General features: G+C 61.6%; 20 protein-coding genes. 8 read left to right on the plus strand and 12 right to left on the minus strand.

The genetic code is table 11. The features are described 5' to 3' along the window. Window positions 1-5: 5 nt before the first annotated feature. From bcsZ to ACE1EY_RS09080, 3 genes are read left to right on the plus strand one after another with little or no spacing between them, the layout of a single operon-like run. Window positions 6-1115, plus strand: a complete 1110-nt coding sequence (gene bcsZ, locus ACE1EY_RS09070) for a cellulose synthase complex periplasmic endoglucanase BcsZ (RefSeq protein WP_370299999.1) — start codon at window positions 6-8, stop codon at window positions 1113-1115. After that, a complete protein-coding gene (locus tag ACE1EY_RS09075) occupies window positions 1088-5425 on the plus strand; it encodes a cellulose synthase subunit BcsC-related outer membrane protein (RefSeq protein WP_370300000.1) in 4338 nt (1445 codons plus the stop codon). Before bcsZ ends, ACE1EY_RS09075 begins: the two co-directional genes overlap by 28 nt. Then, the gene (locus ACE1EY_RS09080) at window positions 5422-6015 is read left to right on the plus strand and encodes a tetratricopeptide repeat protein (RefSeq protein WP_291514584.1); all 594 of its coding nucleotides are present in this window, start codon (window positions 5422-5424) and stop codon (window positions 6013-6015) included. Before ACE1EY_RS09075 ends, ACE1EY_RS09080 begins: the two co-directional genes overlap by 4 nt. 25 nt (window positions 6016-6040) lie before the next feature. Here the strand turns inward: ACE1EY_RS09080 and ACE1EY_RS09085 are convergent, their stop codons facing one another. From ACE1EY_RS09085 to gspG, 12 genes are all read right to left on the minus strand, one after another. Then, a complete protein-coding gene (locus tag ACE1EY_RS09085; protein ID WP_370300001.1) occupies window positions 6041-6808 on the minus strand; it encodes a ParA family protein in 768 nt (255 codons plus the stop codon). 139 nt (window positions 6809-6947) lie between these two features. Next, window positions 6948-9674: an aconitate hydratase AcnA gene (gene acnA / locus ACE1EY_RS09090; RefSeq protein ID WP_370300002.1), complete on the minus strand. Its 2727-nt coding sequence runs from the start codon at window positions 9672-9674 to the stop codon at window positions 6948-6950. Window positions 9675-9731: 57 nt separating this feature from the next. Next, on the minus strand, window positions 9732-10808 hold the full coding sequence (gene mnmA / locus ACE1EY_RS09095; RefSeq protein ID WP_370300003.1) for a tRNA 2-thiouridine(34) synthase MnmA: 1077 nt from the start codon (window positions 10806-10808) through the stop codon (window positions 9732-9734). Then, window positions 10805-11269 (minus strand): NUDIX hydrolase, encoded by a 465-nt coding sequence (locus ACE1EY_RS09100; RefSeq protein ID WP_370300004.1) that lies wholly within the window; start codon window positions 11267-11269, stop codon window positions 10805-10807. Before ACE1EY_RS09100 ends, mnmA begins: the two co-directional genes overlap by 4 nt. Next, window positions 11266-12018 (minus strand): type II secretion system protein N, encoded by a 753-nt coding sequence (gspN, locus tag ACE1EY_RS09105; protein WP_370300005.1) that lies wholly within the window; start codon window positions 12016-12018, stop codon window positions 11266-11268. The genes ACE1EY_RS09100 and gspN overlap by 4 nt, the downstream gene beginning before the upstream one ends. Then, on the minus strand, window positions 12015-12527 hold the full coding sequence (gspM, locus tag ACE1EY_RS09110) for a type II secretion system protein M (protein ID WP_291514731.1): 513 nt from the start codon (window positions 12525-12527) through the stop codon (window positions 12015-12017). Before gspM ends, gspN begins: the two co-directional genes overlap by 4 nt. Beyond that, window positions 12524-13741 carry a type II secretion system protein GspL gene (gene gspL / locus ACE1EY_RS09115; RefSeq protein WP_373928066.1) on the minus strand — a complete coding sequence of 406 codons (1218 nt, stop codon included), beginning with the start codon at window positions 13739-13741 and terminating at the stop codon, window positions 12524-12526. Before gspL ends, gspM begins: the two co-directional genes overlap by 4 nt. A gap of 55 nt (window positions 13742-13796) precedes the next feature. Next, complete coding sequence (gspK, locus tag ACE1EY_RS09120; RefSeq protein WP_291514733.1) at window positions 13797-14732, minus strand: type II secretion system minor pseudopilin GspK; 936 nt, start codon at window positions 14730-14732, stop codon at window positions 13797-13799. Then, window positions 14732-15367, minus strand: a complete 636-nt coding sequence (gspJ, locus tag ACE1EY_RS09125; protein ID WP_370300007.1) for a type II secretion system minor pseudopilin GspJ — start codon at window positions 15365-15367, stop codon at window positions 14732-14734. Before gspJ ends, gspK begins: the two co-directional genes overlap by 1 nt. Further along, complete coding sequence (gene gspI, locus ACE1EY_RS09130) at window positions 15364-15720, minus strand: type II secretion system minor pseudopilin GspI (RefSeq protein WP_291514735.1); 357 nt, start codon at window positions 15718-15720, stop codon at window positions 15364-15366. The genes gspJ and gspI overlap by 4 nt, the downstream gene beginning before the upstream one ends. After that, window positions 15710-16276: a type II secretion system minor pseudopilin GspH gene (gene gspH, locus ACE1EY_RS09135; RefSeq protein WP_370300008.1), complete on the minus strand. Its 567-nt coding sequence runs from the start codon at window positions 16274-16276 to the stop codon at window positions 15710-15712. The genes gspI and gspH overlap by 11 nt, the downstream gene beginning before the upstream one ends. An 8-nt stretch (window positions 16277-16284) precedes the next feature. Continuing rightward, window positions 16285-16731, minus strand: a complete 447-nt coding sequence (gene gspG, locus ACE1EY_RS09140) for a type II secretion system major pseudopilin GspG (protein WP_291514737.1) — start codon at window positions 16729-16731, stop codon at window positions 16285-16287. On the opposite strand from gspG, the gene rrtA reads away from it, so the two are divergent. The 5 genes from rrtA (at window position 16714) to fabF (ending at window position 20782) form a co-directional block, all read left to right on the plus strand. Further along, on the plus strand, window positions 16714-17412 hold the full coding sequence (gene rrtA / locus ACE1EY_RS09145; protein WP_291514738.1) for a rhombosortase: 699 nt from the start codon (window positions 16714-16716) through the stop codon (window positions 17410-17412). The two genes, gspG and rrtA, sit on opposite strands and share 18 nt — an antisense overlap. 28 nt (window positions 17413-17440) lie before the next feature. Further along, the gene (gene fabD / locus ACE1EY_RS09150) at window positions 17441-18373 is read left to right on the plus strand and encodes an ACP S-malonyltransferase (RefSeq protein WP_370300036.1); all 933 of its coding nucleotides are present in this window, start codon (window positions 17441-17443) and stop codon (window positions 18371-18373) included. Further along, window positions 18370-19116, plus strand: a complete 747-nt coding sequence (gene fabG, locus ACE1EY_RS09155) for a 3-oxoacyl-ACP reductase FabG (RefSeq protein ID WP_291514740.1) — start codon at window positions 18370-18372, stop codon at window positions 19114-19116. The genes fabD and fabG overlap by 4 nt, the downstream gene beginning before the upstream one ends. A 120-nt stretch (window positions 19117-19236) precedes the next feature. Further along, complete coding sequence (gene acpP / locus ACE1EY_RS09160) at window positions 19237-19482, plus strand: acyl carrier protein (RefSeq protein WP_291514741.1); 246 nt, start codon at window positions 19237-19239, stop codon at window positions 19480-19482. A 61-nt stretch (window positions 19483-19543) separates the two neighbouring features. Then, entirely contained in the window at window positions 19544-20782 is a 1239-nt protein-coding gene (fabF, locus tag ACE1EY_RS09165) for a beta-ketoacyl-ACP synthase II (RefSeq protein ID WP_370300009.1), read from the plus strand. The last annotated feature ends 39 nt before the right edge of the window (window positions 20783-20821 follow it).

The raw sequence follows: 20821 nt of genomic DNA on the forward strand, positions 1-20821 counted from the left end.
GTTTGGTGGCGCTTGCCCTGAATTTGTCGGCCTGCGGGTGGTTTGACCAGGATTGGGAGCGCTGGGAGGCGTTCCACAAACATTTCGTGCAGGACGACGGCCGTGTGATCGACCGTACCGACGGCGCTCGGTCAACCTCCGAAGGGCAAGCCTATGGCCTGTTCTTCGCCTTGGTGGCCAACCGTCCAGATGTGTTTGCGAGCGTCCTGTCGTGGACCACTGCGAATCTTGCCCAGGGTGATCTCTTAGAGCATTTGCCCGCCTGGCTCTGGGGCGAACGCGACGATGGAAGCTGGGGGGTCGTTGACCCCAATCCTGCCAGTGATGCAGACCTGTGGATTGCCTACACGCTGCTGGAAGCGGCGCGGCTTTGGGACGTCCAGCAGTACGAAGTCGTCGCGCGTGCCATGCTCGCAAATGTGCTTGAGCATGAAGTCGTGACAACCGGCGATGGCGTCAGCTTGTTGCTTCCAGCACCGCACGGGTTTCGTCTCGAAGACGGTCGGGTCCGATTGAACCCGAGCTACCTGCCCGAGTTCCAGTTTCGATACCTGGATCAGCGGCATCCGGTTGGACAGTGGTCGACATTGTTGGCAAATCACAACAAGTTGCTGATGGCCGTGTCGCAGGGGGCGGGGTTGGCGCCCGACTGGATGATCTTCGGCCCCGATGGCGTCGAGTTTTCTGACGGAAAGCCCATCACGGGCAGTTACGACGCCATTCGGGTTTATCTCTGGGCCGGCATGACACCGGGGTCTGAGGTGTTGTCGGCGCTGGGTGGCATGAGCCGGTTGCTGGCGGACAACAACCGCCCGCCGGAGCGAGTAGACGTACTGAGCGGGGACGTTTTGTCGGGCGGTGGGCCGCTGGGTTTCAGTGCCGCTTTGTTGCCATATCTCAAGGCTTTAGGTGATGATACGGCGATTCGTGCTCAACAATCCTTGATTGAGGAAGCCGATCATGGGGGTCTGCTCGGCGATGTGCCTGCATACTATGACCATGTGTTGTCGTTGTTTGGTGAGGGCCATGCCAATGGCTGGTATGGCATCGACGAATCTGGTCGACTTATTCCGAAGTGGGAGCGTTCATGCTGGTTGATTTTCGGGGATTGCTGATCGCTGCGGTGCTTGCCGCCGCGTGCGTAGGCCCCACGTATGCGCAAAGCGCCGCGGAGACGCGCGTCGCCGAACAAGCGCGTTATTGGGAGAACCGCGGACGCTTTGATCTGGCCCGTGAAGCCTGGCAGAAGTTGTTGCAGTCTGATCCAGAGAATCCGGCCGCGCTGGCGGGGCTTGGGGGCATGGAAGCGCGTGCGGGGCGGCTAGGTGTCGCACAGCAATATCTGGATCAATTGTCTTCCAGCCACCCGAACCACTCTGGTGCGCGTGAACTGCAATCGGCCATTGCCCAGAGCGCGGTCGATCAACAGCGCTTGAATCAAGCGCGTCAGCTCGCTCAGGACGGCCAGTACGACGAGTCTGTGCAGGCCTATCGCGATGCATTTGGGGACGTTAGTCCGGATGGCCGGCTCGCGCTGGAGTACTACCAAACCCTGGCTGGCGCCACGAACGGGTGGGGTGAGGCGCGCAACGGACTGGCCGAATTGGCTAAAACCTATCCGGATCAGCCGGTTTACCAACTCGCGCTGGCACAGCATCTGACCTACCGCGAAGAAACCCGGCGCCAGGGGATTAGCGACTTGGCGCAACTGGTCGATAACGCCGTGGTCGCGGAACAGGCTAAGGCTGGTTGGCGTCAGGCATTGGTGTGGTTGACGCCCAAAGCCGGGGACGAGCGCTACTACCGTGCGTTCCTCAACCGCTTCGGCCAGGACAGCGAGATCTCGCAGCGGCTCGCGTCGCTCGACCGCCCGGTGGAAGCCACCGAAGATGACCTGATCGCCCAGGCCTACCGGAACCTGAATGCTGGTGACCTGAACCTTGCTTACACCGAGTTCCAGGAAGTTCTGCGCCAGGAACCGGGCAGCCCGGACGCCCTCGGTGGTATCGGCATCATCCTGCTGCGCCAGGAACAGTTTTCGGAAGCCGCCCAGTATCTGGAGCGCGCAAAGGCAGCGGATTCGCGCCGCGGTCACCGGTGGACCGAGGCCCTGGACAGCGCCCGGTTCTGGATGACCGTTCGCAGCGGAGAGGCCGCACGCGCGGCCGGCGATCCTGATCGAGCCATTCAGCTCTACGAACAAGCCATCGCAGAACGGCCCAACGAACTCAGTGTGCGCAGCTCCCTGGGTGATCTGTATGCGGAAGCGGGTTATCTGGACCGTGCCGATGCCGCGTACCGTGCGATTCTGGCTGCGCAGCCAGACAACGTGAATGCGTTGCGCGGTCTCATCGGTGTGTTGACCCAACAGGGCCATATGCGCGAAGCGCTGGCCTTGGCTGAACGGGTACCGCAGAGTCTGCGCGGGGAACTGGGAAATCTGGGCACATTGAAGGCCCAGTACCTGCGGGACCAGGCGACCGAAGCCAGCAGCGCCGAGAACTTTGTCGAAGCAGAGCGTTTGCTCAAAGAAGCCTTAATTCTCGATCCCCAGTCGCCGTGGGTACGGCTTGATCTGGCGCGGATATACCAGCGCCAGGGACGGACCCGTGAGGCCAACACCTTGATCGACGGGTTGCTGGATTCGAATCCTCGAATGTCAGAGGCGCTTTACGTCAAAGCGTTGCTGGTCAGCGAGAACCAACGTTGGTACGAAGGCCTGCAATTGCTGGAGCAGGTGCCGTTGCAGTCGCGCACCGACTACATGAACAACCTGCAAAAGCGGCTTTGGGTCCGTTATCAGTCGGAGCGAGCGGCCGTGTTCGCCCGTCTCGGCCGCCCCGAACAGGCAGCGCAGATTCTGCGCCAGATCGAACCGCTGGTTGGCGAGTCTCCAGAATTGTTGGGTGCGTTGGCGACCTCACTCGCCGAGATCGGCGAAGAGGGCGAGGCGCTGCGCTATATGCGAATGGCATTAGCCAGACAGTCCGTGCCCGATCCGGGAACCCGACTGCAGTACGCGTCGTTGCTGTTGAAACTACGCCAGGATGCCGAGTTTGAAGTCCAGGTTGACGACCTGCAGGACGAGCCGAGACTGACGCCCCAGCAGCGCCAGGATCTGGCCAATCTCCAAGTTGCTCACCGACTGCGCCAGGCCGATGTCGTGCGCGAGGAAGGCGACCTGGCGTTGGCATACGAATATCTGCATCCGCTGCTGAAGGTCAACCCAAACGATCCGCGGCTGCTGATGGCCTTGGCGCGTCTATACAGCGATGCCAGGGAATATGACCGAACGCTGGAGATTTACGATCGGGTACTTCGAATCGACCCGGAAAGCATCGATGCCTACAAAGGGGCCATCGCTGCGTCGATTTCCTTGCAGCAGCACGACCGGGCAGGGGCGCTGCTGGATCAGGCCTTGCAGATTGAGCCGGGCAACGCCCGTCTCTATGCTCTCGCAGGCCGCCTATCCAGGATTCGCGGCCAGGATGGCCAAGCGTTGGAATATTTTCGACAGGCGCTGGCGCTCGATGCTGAGAACAACCGCGGCGAGTTGGGGGGCAGCGACAGCTGGCGTCACGCACCCACGCTTTATCTGATCGATCCGGAACGAGCCCAGCTTGGCAGCAACCGTTCGAGCGTGGGCGATTCGCTCGCGCTTGATACCCAGCTTAAGGATGATCGGGCTGTTGTGAGTCCAGGCGCGGCTTCTCAGTCGGTTCGCACCGTGGCCACGAACCGCAGGCTGGACGCGTTTTCGTTCGAGCGAACCGGTGCACCGGCCGACGGCAGCAGTGGCGAACCGCGAGATTCGCCAGCGAGGCTATCGTCGAATCGGTTCGATGCCACATTGGCCCCTCGGATCGAGACGCGAAGGCCCTCTGATTCCAGCGTGTACCCGATTCGCCCTCAAGGTCCTTACGAGGGCGAAATCGTTTATGAGTCCGCGCCCTATGCGCTGGACGAGCAACTGTCCCAGCCGGGGATAGGTCGTAGCAACACTTACGAAACGCTAACCTATCCGAGCTACCAGGGCGCGGCTGTTCCACCGCCGCCGACCTACCCGATCCAGCAGAGAGCGCCGAGTTCGGTTCGCACGCTACCGGCAACGGAGCCCGCACCGCAGCGTCCGGCCGTCATCTATGAATACCCGGCGCGCGAGCCGCTGCGGCCGGCCCCTGTGCAGATCCAACCGCGACGGGCCGCGCGAGTATCCACCGATCCGCGCGACGACATCCTGCGCGAGATTTCCGAGATTCGTGCTCAGCGCAGCGCTTACGGAGCCGGCGGTCTGAGTTTACGGACGCGGGATGGTCAACGTGGTCTGGACGAGTTGACCGACCTCGAATTGCCGGTCGAATTCAGTTTTGCGCCAGCGGCTGGTCGCATTCGTTTGCGCGCCGTACCGGTGTTTCTCGATGCCGGAAATCTGGACGGACGCGAGTTGGCCTTCTTTGGCGCCTTGCCGTTGGTCGAAGGCGTTGTGGCTGGTGACCGCGAGGACTTGAGCTTTTCCCAGGACGACGCTGGCGTTGCCGTTGGGCTGGTCTATGAAGTGGCCAATCTGCGGCTGGACGCCGGCTCGACACCGCTGGGCTTCCGGGAGGAAGATTTGCAAGGCGGTATTCGCTGGGCGCCACGGACAGGGGATCTCATCTGGCAGCTGGACCTTTCGCGCCGTTCGGTCTCCGACAGCCTGTTGTCCTATGCGGGTGCCTTTGATCCGGCGCTTGGCGTGAACTGGGGCGGGGTGATGCGCACCGGTGGCCGTATTGATCTGGCTTACGATGGTGGGCAGTACGGTTTGTATACCAACGGTGCGTTCTACGCGCTGGAAGGCAACAACGTCCAGGACAACACGCAGTATGAATTCGGTGTCGGTTTCTACGGCCGCGCGCTTGAGCGGGACAACATGCGCGTAACCTGGGGTATTAACGCCACCAGCTTCTTTTACGAACACAATCTGCGGTACTTCACGTTCGGCCACGGAGGCTACTTCAGCCCTCAGTTTTATCTGAGCCTAGGTGTACCTGTTGAGTGGGTCGGGCGGGAGAATCGTTGGTCGTATCGGGTGTCTGGATCGATCGGCATCCAGTCGTTCCGGGAGGATGACGCCCCGTATTTCCCGACCAGCGATGCCTTGCAGAACGCCCTCGTCGACTTTCAGCAGAACGAACCAACGCTCCCTGTCGAGTCGACGTATGACGGGCAGAGCTCGACGGGATTGGGCTTTAATTTGGGTGGCGAGCTGGAATACATGCTCGCACCGCAGGTGTCGATTGGCGCCTCGATCGGCTTTGATAACGCGCGAGACTACGAGCAGTTCAATGGGATGGGCTTTTTGAGATATTGGTTCCGGCCGCAAGCGCAGGTGCCGATGCCTCCGAGTCGCCTTGTCCCCGATTGGGTAGGAGATCCAACATGAAAGCAATTCTGAACGGCGTGACGGCCGCCATCGCCATCGCAAGCGCCTGCGGGACGTTTGCCGCAGTGGCTGCCGAAGGCGAATCACTGCTCCCAAACCGCAATCCGTTTGTTTCTTCCGCGGCACCTCGTATGCAGGAAACGCAGGTGGCGCAGCGGGTACAGGCAGCTTATGGACCGCAGACCTTTCAGTCGCTGGGCCGTCGCAACATGGCCGAAGGCGACATTGAAGGCGCCGAGCAGCGGTTCGCCGAAGCATTGGAGATCAATCCTTTTGATCCCGTTGCGCTGAACAACCTCGCTGCTGCCAAAGCCGAGCAGGGCGATTACCACACGGCTTTGGAACTGCTAGAGCGGGCCGAACGCCTGGCTCCGCAGAATGTCGATATCGCGGCGAATCTCGCTCGCCTTCGAGGCTGGGTCAACTACTACGCCGGCAATGAACTGCATCCTGCTGCCCGGATTGCTGTGCCCGAGGCCCGCCTCACCGAAGGTTTGCCGCCACCGCCGCCGGCGCTATGGGATCCGCAGCAGGCCCGGCCTCGTATCGTGCTTCCACCCAATCAACGCTACGGCGCGGTTTCGCCCTAGAAAACCCGTCAGCGCCAGGTTGCGACTAGCCGTGTTCGAGATCGTCAAACAATTGACTGAACTGGCTGGTGATCTTGTGCTTCGGGTCCAGCAGGACCAGCGGCTGGCCGCGGTCATGTGATTCGCGAACCTTGACCGACGGCGCCAGTCGCGTCTGCAGCACGGGAAGACCTTCGTCCACGAGATCCTGGACGATGCGCTGGGGCAACCGTGCCCGCGCCTGGAATTGGTTGGCGACGATGCCGTCCAGCTCCAGTTCTTCGTTATGGTCCGCTCGGATCTCGGCGATGTTGTCGAGCAGCACGTACAAGGCCTGACGAGCAAAATCGTCACAGTCAAAGGGAATGAGCACTCGATCCGCCGCGATCAGTGCTGAGCGACTGTAGAAGTTCAGTGCGGGAGGGGTATCGATGAACACCGCGTCGAATCCACGCAGCTTGTCCAGCGCTTGCCGGAGCTTGTAGATCTTCTGCCTGGATTCCAGTTTGGGTTGGAGGTGTTCCAGGGCGGGATCACCCGGGAGTACATAGAGCCCGTTGAGCTGAGACGCGACCAGATACGGTTCCAGCCCGCGTGACTGTAGGCTGAACGACAACGTGCCCTCGAAGAAATCGCCGATCGTGCCTTCGCTGGAGCCCGCGAGATCGCCGAGCAAGTACTGTGTTGCGTTGCATTGCGAGTCCAGATCCAACACCAGCGTCCGCAACCCACGTGAGGCTGCGATGGCGGCGAGGTTGCACACGATGGTGGTCTTGCCAACGCCACCCTTCTGATTGAATACCACGCGTCTCATGACAGCCTCTCTAGCGGAGTTGCACCAGTGTTGGGTGCTGTGCGAAGCATCCAACACTCATGCCACTCGGTACGGATAACGAACACTGGTGAAAAAAAGGCCCCGCGACTGCGGGGCCTTTCGAGTCGCGACTAATCGCTTACGCGGCTTTGGCGAGATCGCGCAGCACGTAGTGCAGGATGCCGCCATTGCGGTAGTAATCCCACTCCTTCGGCGTGTCGATTCGAACCTTGGCCTCAAAGGAAGTGGTCGAGCCGTCTTCAGCGGCGGCCTTGACGGTCACGAACTTGGCGCCTTCTTCGAGCCCTTCGATGTCGAAGGTTTCCTTGCCGGTGAGTCCCAGGGAGTCGGCGCTTTCGCCGTCCTTGAAGCACAAGGGCAGCACGCCAAAGCCCACGAGGTTGGAGCGGTGAATACGCTCGAAGCTCTGGGAGATGACTGCTTTGACGCCCAGCAGCTGGGTACCTTTGGCGGCCCAGTCGCGGGACGAACCGGTACCGTATTCCTTGCCCGCGAGTACGACCAGTGGGGTGTCCTGCTCCTGATATTTCATCGCGGCGTCATAGATGGTCATCTGCTCGTCGGCCGGCTGAAAATGCGTCCAACCGCCTTCTGTGCCGGGAGCCAGCTGATTACGCAAACGGATATTGGCGAAGGTGCCGCGCATCATCACTTCATGGTTGCCGCGGCGTGAGCCGTAGCTGTTGAAGTCGACCGGCTTGACGCCTTTGCTCTGCAGATATTTTCCGGCCGGGGAATCAGCGGCGATGTTGCCGGCGGGCGAAATATGATCCGTGGTGATCGAGTCACCGAGCAAGGCTAGGCATCGGGCGCCGGCAATCGGTTCGATGGAACCGGCTTCCTTCGCCATGTTGACGAAGTAGGGTGGGTTCTGAACATACGTCGAGTCGTCTTCCCACGCGAAGCGGTCACCTTCTGGCGTATCCATGCCACGCCAGCGAGCGTCACCTTCGAAGACGGAGCCGTAGCTGGCCTTGAACATTTCCGAGGACAGCGAGGTGCTGATCAGGTCCTGGATTTCCTTTTGAGTCGGCCAGACGTCCTTCAAGTACACGTCGTTGCCAGCGCTATCCTGTCCCAGGGGGGACTCGACCAGCGAGCTCGTCACCGAACCGGCCAGCGCGTAGGCGACCACTAGCGGTGGCGAGGCCAGGAAGTTCATGCGGACATCAGCATGCACCCGACCTTCGAAGTTGCGGTTGCCAGACAGCACCGAAGTGGCGACCAGGTCGTGTTCGTTGATTGCCTTGGAAATGGTCTCCGGCAGCGGGCCTGAGTTGCCGATGCAGGTTGTGCAGCCATAGCCGACGACGTGGAAACCGAGCGCCTCCAGATCATCCATCAGGCCAGCCTTGACCAGGTAGTCGGTCACGACCTTGGAACCGGGTGCCAGCGACGTCTTGACCCAGGGCTTGACGTTCAGGCCTTTGGCCCGCGCGTTGCGGGCCAGCAGCCCAGCACCGATCAGCACGGCAGGATTAGACGTGTTGGTGCAAGAGGTGATCGCAGCGATGACGACCGCGCCGTCCTTTAGCGTGAACTCCTGACCGTTGTAGGTGACCTGCGCTTCGCCGGTGGAGGTGTCGGAGCCCACGGCCACACCACCGCCGCCTTCGTCTTCCAGGCGCGCCTCGGCACCGGACTTGGCGTCGCGCTCGTCCGCGAACTTGACGACTTCCTTCTGGTACAGCGAGGCCATGTCCTTGAGCAGCACACGATCTTGCGGACGTTTCGGGCCGGCGAGGCTCGGCTGGACGGTGGACATGTCCAGTTCCAGCGAATCCGTATAAACCGGATCCGGCTGGCCGTCGATGCGCCACATGCCCTGTTCCTTGGCATAGGCTTCGATACGCGCAATCTGATCCGCATCGCGGCCGGTGAGCTCCAGGTAGCGAATGGTTTCGCCGTCCACCGGGAAGATGCCGCAGGTGGCGCCGTATTCCGGTGCCATGTTGGCGATGGTCGCGCGATCCGCCAATGGCAGATCGGCGAGGCCGTCGCCATAGAATTCGACGAACTTGCCGACCACGCCCTTCTTGCGCAGCATTTCGGTGACGGTGAGTACCAGGTCCGTCGCGGTCGTGCCTTCCGGCAGCTTGCCGTTCAGTTTGAAGCCGATGACCTGCGGAATCAGCATCGTGATCGGCTGACCGAGCATGGCCGCCTCGGCTTCGATGCCGCCCACGCCCCAGCCAAGGACCCCGACGCCGTTAATCATCGTGGTGTGCGAGTCGGTGCCGACGACCGTATCCGGATAAGCCACTCCATCGCGGTCGAAAATGACGCGCGCGAGGTATTCCAGGTTGACCTGGTGGACGATGCCGGTATCCGGTGGCACGACCTTGAAGTTCGAGAACGCGCCTTGGCCCCAACGCAGGAAGGCATAGCGTTCCTTGTTGCGATCAAATTCGATCTTGGCGTTCAGATCCATGGCGTCGTCGGACCCGAAGTGGTCGACCATCACCGAGTGGTCGATGACGAGTTCGGCTGGAGACAGCGGGTTGATCTTGTTCGGATCACCGCCCATTGCCTGCATGGCATCGCGCATGGCGGCCAGATCAACGACCGCCGGGACGCCGGTGAAATCCTGCAGGATCACGCGCGCTGGCGTGAAGGCGATTTCCTGGGTCTGTTCGGCGGTGGCGTCCCATTGAGCCACGGCCTTGATGTCATCGGCGGTGACATCCTTTCCGTTTTCGTTGCGGAGAAGATTCTCAAGCAGGATCTTCATGGAGTAGGGCAGTCGTGAGACCTTGTAATCGCTCTCCAGAGCATTGAGGCGATAGATCTCATAAGACTTGCCGCCGACATCTAGGTTGCCGCGGGCGGAAAAGCTGTCACTCATATGCAAGTTCTCCCAAGAACTCGTGTGAACCGAGGGTGGACCATTTCGGGGGCGCGATTATAACGCCTCATTAGTCTTGATGACGGCGCCGCCGAGACAACGTCGACCATCGTAGAAGACAACGTACTGTCCCGGCGCGATTGCCCAGGGCGACTCGTCGAAAAACACACGTAAACACTCACCGTCGTCCAGCATGGCTGGCCGCACCTCGCAATCCAGTAATGGCTGGCGATGACGGATGCGGGCCTGAAGGCGATGCGGCAGGGCCGGCGGCTCGCCAATCCAGTGAATGTCGCTCGCGAGGAGCTGACGGCCGGACAAGGCGGGATGCCGGCGGTCCTGGGTGACGATTAGCGTCCTTGTTCCGAGGTCTTTGCCGCAGACGAACCAGGGCGCCTCTGGCGCACCGGCGACCCCGCCGATGCCAAGTCCGCGGCGTTGTCCGGTCGTGAATCGCCAAAGTCCGCTGTGCTGTCCCACGCTGCGGCCCTGATCATCCGTGATCAGGCCGGGCTGATCGGGTAGGTGATCGCCGAGAAAGTCGGCGAAGTTTCGTTCGCCGATAAAGCAGATTCCGGTGGAATCCTTGCGATTGTGATTCGGCAGGCCGATCGATTCGGCGATGGCGCGCACCTCCGGTTTCTTCAATGCGGCCAGAGGGAACTCGACCTGCTTTAGTTGGTGGCTACTGACCAAGGCGAGAAAATACGTCTGATCCTTGCCTTCGTCGGCCGCCCGATAAAGCAGGCCGTCGCGCGTGTCCGCGTAGTGGCCGGTCGCGATGCGGTCAGCCCCGAGGCGCAGTGCGTGCTCGCGGAATGGCGCGAACTTGATTTCACGATTGCACAGCAGGTCGGGGTTGGGGGTGCGTCCGGCCGCGTACTCGTCCAGAAAATACTGAAAGACCCGCTCCAGATACTCGCGGGAGAAATCGGCGCGATGCAGCACGATTCCGAGTTGATCCGCGACCGCTTGGGCCGACTCGAAATCCTCCGCCGCCTGGCAGTAGCCCGTTTCGTCTTCGGCCCAATTGAACATGAACAGGCCCTCAACTTCATGGCCTGCTTCGAGCAACCGATGCGCTGCGACAGCGGAATCTACGCCCCCGGACAGGCCGACGATCACACGGCTCACGGCGCCAGATGCTGGATCAGGTCAAGCGGGTGGCGAACGCCGGCCATCCAATCGTCGACGGACCGCAACACCATTGGGCTACGCAGCGGAGCGGCCGCACTGCGCAGGGTCTCCGGTTCGGCCCAGAACGCTCGCACGATTCCCTCATCCAGTGCGTGATCAGCCGGTTCTGGATCGACCGTGCCGGTGAAAGTCACGCGCAGAAACGTAGGCGGTGCTGGGTCGTCGTGGTCGGTAGGGCGTGCCCAGACATACACGCCAATAAGTGCAGTTGGGTGGAATGTGTAGGCGGTTTCTTCACGGGTTTCACGAACGACTGCGTCGATCAGCGATTCGCCCGGTTCCCAATGACCCGCCGGCTGGTTCCAAGCGAGGCCGTGTCGGGTCTGCTCCTCCACCAGCAGGAATCGGCCGGCTTGTTCGGCCACAGCCGCCACGGTGACATGCGGATGCCAGCTCACAGCTGGCCTTGTTGTCTCAGTGGGTACCAACCCTGCGCATCGGGTCGTCCCAGTGACCCGCTGATGAGATTTCCGAGCACCGGATCCGCCGAAGATCGGAGTTTCAGGCGACCGTCCAGGGTGTAGCTGCGGCTAACCGGGTCGACACGTACCGTGCCTTCCAGCGCGACCGGGCCGCCCGTATCGGCGAGCGTGCCGACCAGCGCCTGTTCTTCCAGAACGAACTGGGCTTCAAAATCACCGAGCTCATAATTTTTCGGACCAAAGGCCCAAGCGAGGTCCTTGATGGTCACCGTACCGTCGACGGCGCCGAACTGCTTGGACGACAGCTTTAGCGACCGGACATCCAGATTCGCGCCACCGCCGATACCGATGCCACCCAGCTCGGCAAGCCCCAGCAGGTCCGCGATGTTGAAGCGGCCTTGCAATGCACTGACATGCACCGTACCCCAGGGGGTGACCGAGACTTCGCCGATCACCGGGCCGCGCGCCACGTCCGCCTGCACGATGCCACCGAACTGAAGCAGCAGCAGCTTCCATGGCCGCCAGGTCCACTGAGCATCTTCGGCAATGGTTAGCGTCTGGTAGGCGATGCTGTTGACGCGGGCGCTGACCACGGTCCCGTCCAGTCCATGCAGGGTGACCGGAGAATCGGCGGGAGCGACCCAGCCGTATACGGTGCGGACCGGCAGGAAAATCACCAGTCCGATCACCAACGCAACGAGGAATGTGGCGACCAGGCGCATCATTGCCGTGCCAATCCGAGTCTGGCCTCAACCTGACCGGGCGCACTCTGGGCGCCCATGTCGGCCGAGTCGACCACCATCCCATGCCGGGTTTCAAGCTGGTGCAGCCAGCGCACGGTTCGGTTGAACTCCACCCCTTCCAGCCAGATGCGAACCCGATCGTCGCCCTCAGGCTGAACGCGCCGTACGCCCTGCCCGAGGCCGGCGGCCTTGCCGGTTTGATCCACAACGGCCAGCAACGAGCGATTCTGGGCGCTGATTGGGGCCGCACCAGCACTGCTGCGGCCAAGTGCCTGTCGTGCCAAAGGCGTCGCGGCGGCCAGCTCGGCGGCCAGCGCTTGCTCTGCTGCAATCTGCGTTGTCGCCTGTTCGCGGGCTTTGGCCAGCGGTTCCCAGACCAACAGGTAGTACATCACCACCGCCAGCACCGCGGCGCCGGTTGTCACCAATAGACGCTCGCGTGGTTCCAAGGCCAGGTAGCGGCCCTTGAGTTGTTCGAGTGCTGGCGTCATGCGCGCGTCACCGGTGCCAGGCGAATCCGAACCTTGACGCCGTCGCTGGCGGCATTCGCCGACAGCACTTCCAGCTCAACGGTGGTTTGCTTGGCAAACTCTCCACGGAGGGTTTCCAGGGCTTGCAAATCTTCACCCTCCAGACCGAGAAACAGCGTGCCATCCCGGAACTGCAGTTCGGTTATCGTGAAATCAGCGCCGCTGGCGAATGCCTGCCGGGTCTGGTCCAGCAAAAAGAGGAACCCGGTTGCGCCTTCCGGGTTTTGAAGCGCACGCAACTGCTGCTCAAGCTGGGTGCGGACATCGACAATGCGCTGCTCCGCCGGAAACAGCTCACGAAAGGCTTGCAGGTTGGCTTGCTCGAGCGTGGTGAGTGTCGCCTGCTTCTGGGCAAGATCGACTGCCTGATACAACGTTCCCAACACGACCAGCACGGCGGCCAGCGCGGCGGCGGTGATCCACGGGCGCCACCATTGGGATTGTTCGGACAATGGCCGAAATGCACCCTGCAACAGATTCAGAGCGTGTGACTGCCCGGCCCAGAGCGCGAGTTGTTCAAGGCCGTTGGAAATACGGTCTTCAATAGCACCTGCCAGCGCGGCGTCCGGTCGGGCCGCACCTTCAACCAGCAGCAGCTTCGGAGCGTTGTCGGCAGTTAGCCTGCCGAGCACGACCGGAAGCAGTGCGTGGTCGACTGCGGCGCATTGTTGAACGTCGCGGAGTAGCGTGCGATCGGCTTCAATCCACAGCACAGACGCGGCATCGGGTTCGGGCGGCAAGAGCTGGGCGTCCACGTAGGCCGCTTCGACACGGGCAGGGCACTCGGCGAATCCATCCAGGTAGTCTGCGAGTCGCTCACTGCCCATCGCGGCCACCGCGTGGGCGCCATCTGCTGTCTTCGCCCCCAAAGCGAAGTGCATGGCATCCACGTCGTCGGCAAGTTGTTCTTCCAGCGCGAATGGCAGGGCCTGCATCAGACGTGCGCGCTGACGCACCGGCAGGTCGACCGTGGTGACCAAGGCGTCCTCAGCTGGAAGAATCAGGACGATCCGGTCATCCGCGTCGGCGCCATCGAGCAACGAGTGCAACGGCGCGCGTGCGGTCGCCTCGAACTCGCCCGATGGCTCGCGCACGATGCAGGCGGCACCGGCGTCCGGGCCGGGGTGGCTCAGGCGAATAAACAGGGTTCGGCGCACGGATCTTTTTGACTGCAATCAGGGTGGGCGGATCAGCGGGACGGCGCCGTGGCCGTCGGGAGGCTTCTCCACATCAAAGCGTATCCCGGCTTTGGTAGACGACACGCGCCTGACCTTGCGCGCTTCGGAAGACAAGACTGTACAGCCTCACCCGACCTCTGCCAATCGTTGCCTCTCCCTGGATAAGGAAATAATGGGTGCTCACCGACAGTCCCTGGCTATCCACCGCGGGGCCGAGAATGGCGTCGTTGGTCACGGCGTCCAGGTTTTCGGCAGGCTCGTCAATACGATTCTCCACGAACGCTGCCACCTCGCCGGGGGCGGGGTTACTGCTAAGCGCAAGTAGCAGTTCCGGGGGAGCCGTATTGATGTTGATCGGGGTTTCCTCGGGCAGCACGGAGATCAACGGCTCCAGTGCCCGGAACAGTTCGGGAGTCATGCCTTCGACGAGACGTAGCTCGGTGACGCTGGTGAACAGCCGGTTCGCCGCGCGGTAAGCGGGGGATTTGGATAGATAGATCCCGTCTTCGGCACCGCCGGGAAAGCGGGGCTCTACATCGGGGTCGATCCAATCCTGAATCGCGGACACCAGTTGTTCCGGATCCGGCGTCGGGGTACTCGAATCCAGACTGATATTCAGTAGCAAGCGCTTGAAGATATCGGCGTAAAGCACCTCGGCGCTCGCCAGATTGTTGAGATTGAAGCGCCCTTGGAGATCGACAATGCGCCCGGTGACCACCCCATTGTCGACCGGCAGGTAATCCACCGGTGTCGCCCAGAACTCCCCCAAATGGTCAATCTCGTTGTCTTCGCGGTCTTTCTCAAGCAGCGTCGTGGCCCAATCCGCGACCCCGCGGGCGACCCACCACGCCTGTTCCGAATGCTTCAGCGCTTCCGTGCGATGGAAGGAGATGTTTTGCCGATAGGCCAGCGAAGCGGCAGCGATACTCGCCAACGCCATCACGAAGATTGCAGTGAGCACCGCCACACCTTGCTGATGCTGCCGCATCACGTGGCCGCTTCGGCGGTGGTGATGCGATAAAGCGCTCGTAGCTCGCCCCAACGTCGCGTTTCGAAGCGCAATTCGATGACCTGGGGCGGGGCACCATCCAGCGCAGGGGCGCCGGTGGTCGGGTCGGGCACCGGCCATTGATCCTGCCATTCGGATTGGGCGTCGAGAAAGCGCCACTCCAGGTTGATGACGTCGTCGAGCATGACGGTTTGCGTGACCTGGGTGTCCTGCACGCGATCCAGCCGACTCCATGCGTAACGGACTAGCCGTTCATCCTCCAGACCGTAGCCGACGCGTTCCAGGCTGCTGACGTTTCGATTCATCGGGTTGCGACGACCACCTCGTGTGAATTCGAGGCGTTGCGTCTCGTCCAGAATCACCGACGGCCTCGGATCCCCGAAATCGTCACGAATCGGTCTGGCCCTGATCTGCTCGATGTCCTGTTCCAAGCGGAACAGGGCCATTTGCAGGGTGCGGGTATCCTCCAGGGACACCTCGATATCGGCCCGCGCATTGAGAACGGTCATTAAACCGCCGTATGCCATGGCCGAAAAGATCACAAATATTGCGATCGCGACCATGAGCTCAAGCAGGGTGAATCCCCGTATGTGGCCCGCCCTTGAGCGATTCATGGTTTCGGGAGGAAGCCAGACAACGCGGCCGCCTGTCGTTCTCCGGCGTAAGTCGACACGTCGATTCGGCGGATATTTTCGTCCGGCGTTTCGGAGACCAGTGCTTCCCAGGTCCAGTCGCGTCCCCCAATTTCGATGTCGCCATCTGACTCGCCGACATCGGGCCATTCGTCGCGGACCTGGAACTCGATCAATACGTTTCTCGCGACCAGTGTGCCGATGGTGACGTCTCGAAATCGCCCTGCGTTACTGATGGTGGCAGATGTCGACACCAGCACGGCCGCCAGCGCGATACCGACCATGGCGACGGCCACAAGCACCTCCAGCAGCGTGAATCCACCCTCAGTACGCACGCTGAACCCGCTCTGTCTCAACCTTGCCCGTCAGTTCGGTCTTGATGCGGTATTGGATGTCGGAGCCCGGTAATGCGACGGTGACCTCGAACGGGCTCATCTCACCCGTGGACAGGAACAGGACGTCGGGTTCCAGACGCTCCGACTTCTCGTCGTCGTCCTCGTCCCGGTCCGGTGCGGGCAGGGCGAAACGGTTTTCCTGGTCCAGTGACACGCTGAGACTTAGCTGCATGGGTTCGGGCACCTGGCGCTGCCGGAGCGGACCGTCAGCCGGCACCCAGCCTTGCTGGGTTAACACCAGAAAGGCGTACTCGCGCTGGGCGACGGCGAGCCCGTAGTCCTCGCCATAGATGATGGCGCGCTCGCCCGCCAGACGGATCAGTTCACCAATGCGCCGGGCTTCCAACTCGACCTGATCGCTGCGCCCCCGACCGCTCACCGACAACACGGCAAGCGTGACGAGTACGCCAACGATAAAGACGACCACCATGACCTCGATCAGGGTGAACCCTCGATCGCGGTCGTGGGGAGCAAGAATGTCGCGGCCCCGCGACATGCGCTGACCTACCCGCCGGTTTGCCAGTTGCCAATATCCGAGGCCACACCGTCACCGCCGGGGCGACCGTCTGCGCCGAGGCTATAGACATCGATGTCGGATTTGGAGCCCGGCGAAAGGAACAGATAGTCGTTGCCCCATGGGTCCTTGGGCACGGCGCGCAGGTAGCCGCCATCTTTCCAGTTGGGTGCCGACGGCTCACCGCTCGGCTGGCGAACCAGTGCTTCCAGGCCTTGCTGGGTGCTGGGGTAGTTGTAGTTGTCCAGCCGGTACATATCCAAGGCTGCTTCGATCGCTCGTACATCCTGGCGAGCCTTGGCAACACGAGCCTTGTCCGGATTGTCCATAATGCGCGGCACTGCGACGGCCGCCAGAATTCCGAGAATGACGACAACGACCATCACCTCGATAAGGGTAAAGCCGCCCTGTCGCGACAGATGCTGATAAGAACGCATGATGAACCGAGAGTTACTCGCTATTTTGGGGCCGCGATGATAACAAACGAGCGCGGCGTGACTCGTGAGGAATGGCTGTTTCCAGCCATGTTGGGTCTGGTGATTCTGTTGCTGGCGTGTCTGGGCGAGTCTGGACGTGAATGGTTGCGTTTTGATCACGGCGCGATCGATGCCGGTCAATACTGGCGTGTGTGGTCCGGGCATCTGGTTCATGCCGGCTGGTATCACCTGTTGCTCAACGGACTGGGTCTGATCATTCTCGTGTTGTTGTGCCCCGAGCGTGTCCGTCTGTCCTGGTGGACGGTACGGTTTGTGCTGATGGCAGCTTTGACCAGTGCGGGGCTGTACTGGTTCGGTGGAGGCATCGAATGGTACGTTGGCCTTTCGGGTTTAATGCATGGTTACTATCTGCTGGGCCTGCGCAGACCTGCGATGCAACGTGACTGGATCGCCATAGCCTGTCTGGCCTACCTGGTGGGCAAACTGGTCTGGGAGGAGTGGGTCGGTATTGCCGTCTCAAACGAAGCGGCGATCGGTGTTCCGGTCGCGACGCGTTCGCATTTGTTCGGTGCCTTATCGGCCCTGCCTCTCATCGGGCTTGAAATGTTGTTGCCAGATCGCTGGATTCGAGCCGACGGTAGTGTCAGAAACTTAAACGAAAACAACGCGACATCAGGATAGATTGGAGTCGAGCTTGAACAATGTAGTCATGCTGTTTCCTGGGCAGGGATCGCAACGCGTGAGCATGCTGAGCGATGTTCTTGCGGAATCGAACGCCGCTCGCGAGACGATGCAAGAGGCGGACGACGCCCTCGGTTTCGGACTGTCCACCCTCATTCAGGAGGGGCCGGCCGAACGACTGGACGCGACGGAGAACACGCAGCCAGCCATGCTTGCCGCTGATATCGCGGTGTTTCGCGCCTGGCGCGCCCTGGGTGGCCCAGCCCCAGCGCTGGTCGCCGGCCACAGCCTCGGTGAGTATGCCGCGCTGGTCGCCGCCGACGTGCTGACGTTCGCCGACGCCATCAAGTTGGCGCAACTACGTGGGCGGGCGATGCAAGCCGCCGTGCCTGCCGGTCAAGGCGCCATGGCTGCGGTCGTCGGTCTGGACGATGCCGCCGTGCAGGGCTTGTGCGATCAGTATGCGGGTGATGACGTTCTCGATCCGGTCAACTTCAACGCGCCAGGCCAGGTGGTGATCGCCGGACACGGTGCCGCCGTCGCCCGGGCCAGTGCCAATGCCAAGTCACACGGGGCGCGAATGGTCGTGCCGCTACCGGTGAGCGTGCCGTCGCATTGCGCGTTGATGGCACCCGCGGCAGAGGCCTTGCAGGCAGCATTGGAGGACGTTGCATTCGCATCACCGACGTGCCCGGTCGTGCATAACGTGACCGCAGCGCCGGAGCCGGACGTGGACGGCTTGCGCGCCCGGCTGATCGAACAGGTCAAGGCACCAGTTCGCTGGGTTCAGACGATTGAATATCTCGCAGGGGCTGGGGGTGACTTGTTCCTGGAATGTGGGCCGGGCAAGGTGCTCACTGGCCTGATGCGCCGCATTGATCGTTCGCTCCAGGCGAATGCCCTGGGCGAATGGGCGTCATTGCAGGCGGCGCTGCAACAAATTGAGGAGTCAGTCTCTTGAGTGATACACCGTTGGAAGGCCAGATCGCGTTGGTGACCGGTGCGTCTCGCGGTATTGGTGCTGCGATCGCCACGGCGCTGGCGCAGCGCGGCGCCACGGTGGTTGGTACAGCGACCAGTGAAGCCGGCGCTGCCACGATTTCGGATGCGCTAAAGCCCTGGTCCGGCCGCGGTGTCGTGCTCGATGTCACCGACGGCGATGCCTGCGAAACCGTGGTGAAAACCATCAGCACGGAGCTGGGTTCGATTGGACTGCTGATCAACAATGCGGGGATCACCCGAGACAATCTTTTTCTGCGCATGAAGGACGCCGACGTTCTCGATGTGCTGCAGACCAATCTGGTCGGTGCGGTGCGCCTGTCGCGGCTCGTGCTTCGCGGGATGATGAAAGCGAAGGCGGGTCGTATCGTGAATGTCAGCTCCGTCGTTGGCGCAACCGGCAATGCCGGGCAGGTCAACTATGCGGCGAGCAAAGCCGGCCTGATCGGGGCAACCAAGTCACTCGCGGCGGAGATCGGATCTCGCGGCATCACCGTCAATGCGGTTGCCCCTGGCTTTATCGAAACCGACATGACCAATGTGCTGGACGCAGATACCCGGCAAACGTTGCTGGCAGCGATTCCGCTGGGCCGTTTGGGTAAACCCGACGACATTGCCGAGGCAGTCTGTTTCCTTTGTGGCCCAGGGGGCGCGTACATTACCGGCACCACGCTGCACGTGAATGGCGGCATGTACATGGTTTAAGTATCAACCGGGCAATTCGGGTGTGCCGGCTCAGGCTAGCCGCGTCTCCCGGGTTCCCATACAATGGCGCGCCACGGCGCGAGGGCGCCGCGCTACAGCACTACTGAGGAGTTAGTTCGGATGAGCGGAATGGAAGATCGGGTCAAAAAAATCATTGCCGAGCAGCTGAGCGTCTCGGAAGAACAGATCACGCCCGAGGCCTCGTTCGTGGATGACTTGGGAGCTGACTCCCTGGATACCGTCGAACTCGTGATGGCTCTTGAAGAAGAGTTTGAAATCGACATTCCGGATGAGGAAGCCGAAAAGATCGTGACGTTCCAGCACGTGATCGCCTACATCAAAGCCAACGCACCCGACGCAAGCTGATTAGCTCGCGCATTCTCCAGGCGCATCCGCGCCCATTCATTTCGCCTAGAAGACGATGTCCATGAAACGACGTGTCGTTATCACTGGAATGGGCGTTATCTCGCCCGTCGGCTCGACGGTTGCGGACGCCTGGAACCGGGTTGTGGAAGGGCGTTCCGGCGTCCGGACAATCGATACCTATGACGTCAGTCACTATCCCACCCGATTTGCCGGGCTGGTCGACGGCTTCGATGTCGACGCTTACCTGAATCCGCGTGAACAGCGGCGGACAGATGCCTTTGTTCACTACGGCATCGCGGCATCCAAGGAAGCGGTCTCAAATTCGGGCCTCGATATCTCGACCAACGCGGATCGCGTCGGCGTGAATATCGGTTCTGGCATTGGCGGTATTGGAACGATCGAGCAGAACGCCGTCATTCTCGACAGTACGCGCTCGATCAAGAAGATCTCTCCATTTTTTGTCCCGTCCTCGATCATTAATATGGTGTCGGGGTACGTGTCCATTCAGTTGGGAGCTCGTGGGCCCAACCTGGCCACGGTCTCGGCCTGCGCCACATCAGCGCACAGCATTGGCCTGGGCGCCCGGATGATCATGCATGGCGATGCGGACGTGATGGTCGTCGGTGGCGCCGAAGCGGGTTCCAGCCCGATGGGCCTGGCCGGATTCTGCGCCGCCCGCGCAATGTCGATGCGCAATGATGCACCAGAGCAGGCCAGCCGTCCCTGGGACCGCGGCCGTGATGGCTTTGTGCTGGCTGACGGGGCGGCGGTGTTGGTCATTGAGTCCGAGGAACATGCCAAGGCCCGTGGTGCCGAGATTTTCGCCGAGTTGGCCGGCTTCGGGATGAGCGGGGATGCGTACCACGTGACGCAACCCGCGGACGACGGTAACGGCGCGGCACGCGCCATGCAGGCAGCGTTGGCCGACGCAGGTGTCGAATTAAGCGACGTTGACTACATCAATGCGCACGCCACATCCACCAAGGTGGGTGACGCAGCCGAAACCCAGGCCATCAAAGGCGTGTTCGGCGATCAGGCGTACAAGATCCCGGTCAGCTCGACCAAGTCGGTGACCGGCCATTTGCTTGGCGCGGCCGGCGGCATTGAATCGGTGTTCTCCATTCTGGCAATCCGCGATGGGGTCGTCCCCCCGACGATCAATCTGGATGAGCCTGACGAGGGTTGCGATCTGGACTACGTCCCGAACACCGCGCGAGAGACATCGGTCGACTGCGTGCTCTCCAACTCGTTCGGATTCGGTGGCACCAACGCATCGCTGGTGTTCCGGCGCTATACCTGATTCCCTGCGCAGGGCGACGGAGTCGCCGCGGCACGACTC

The organism is Abyssibacter sp. (genome assembly GCF_964229365.1).
GTDB lineage: Bacteria > Pseudomonadota > Gammaproteobacteria > Nevskiales > OUC007 > Abyssibacter.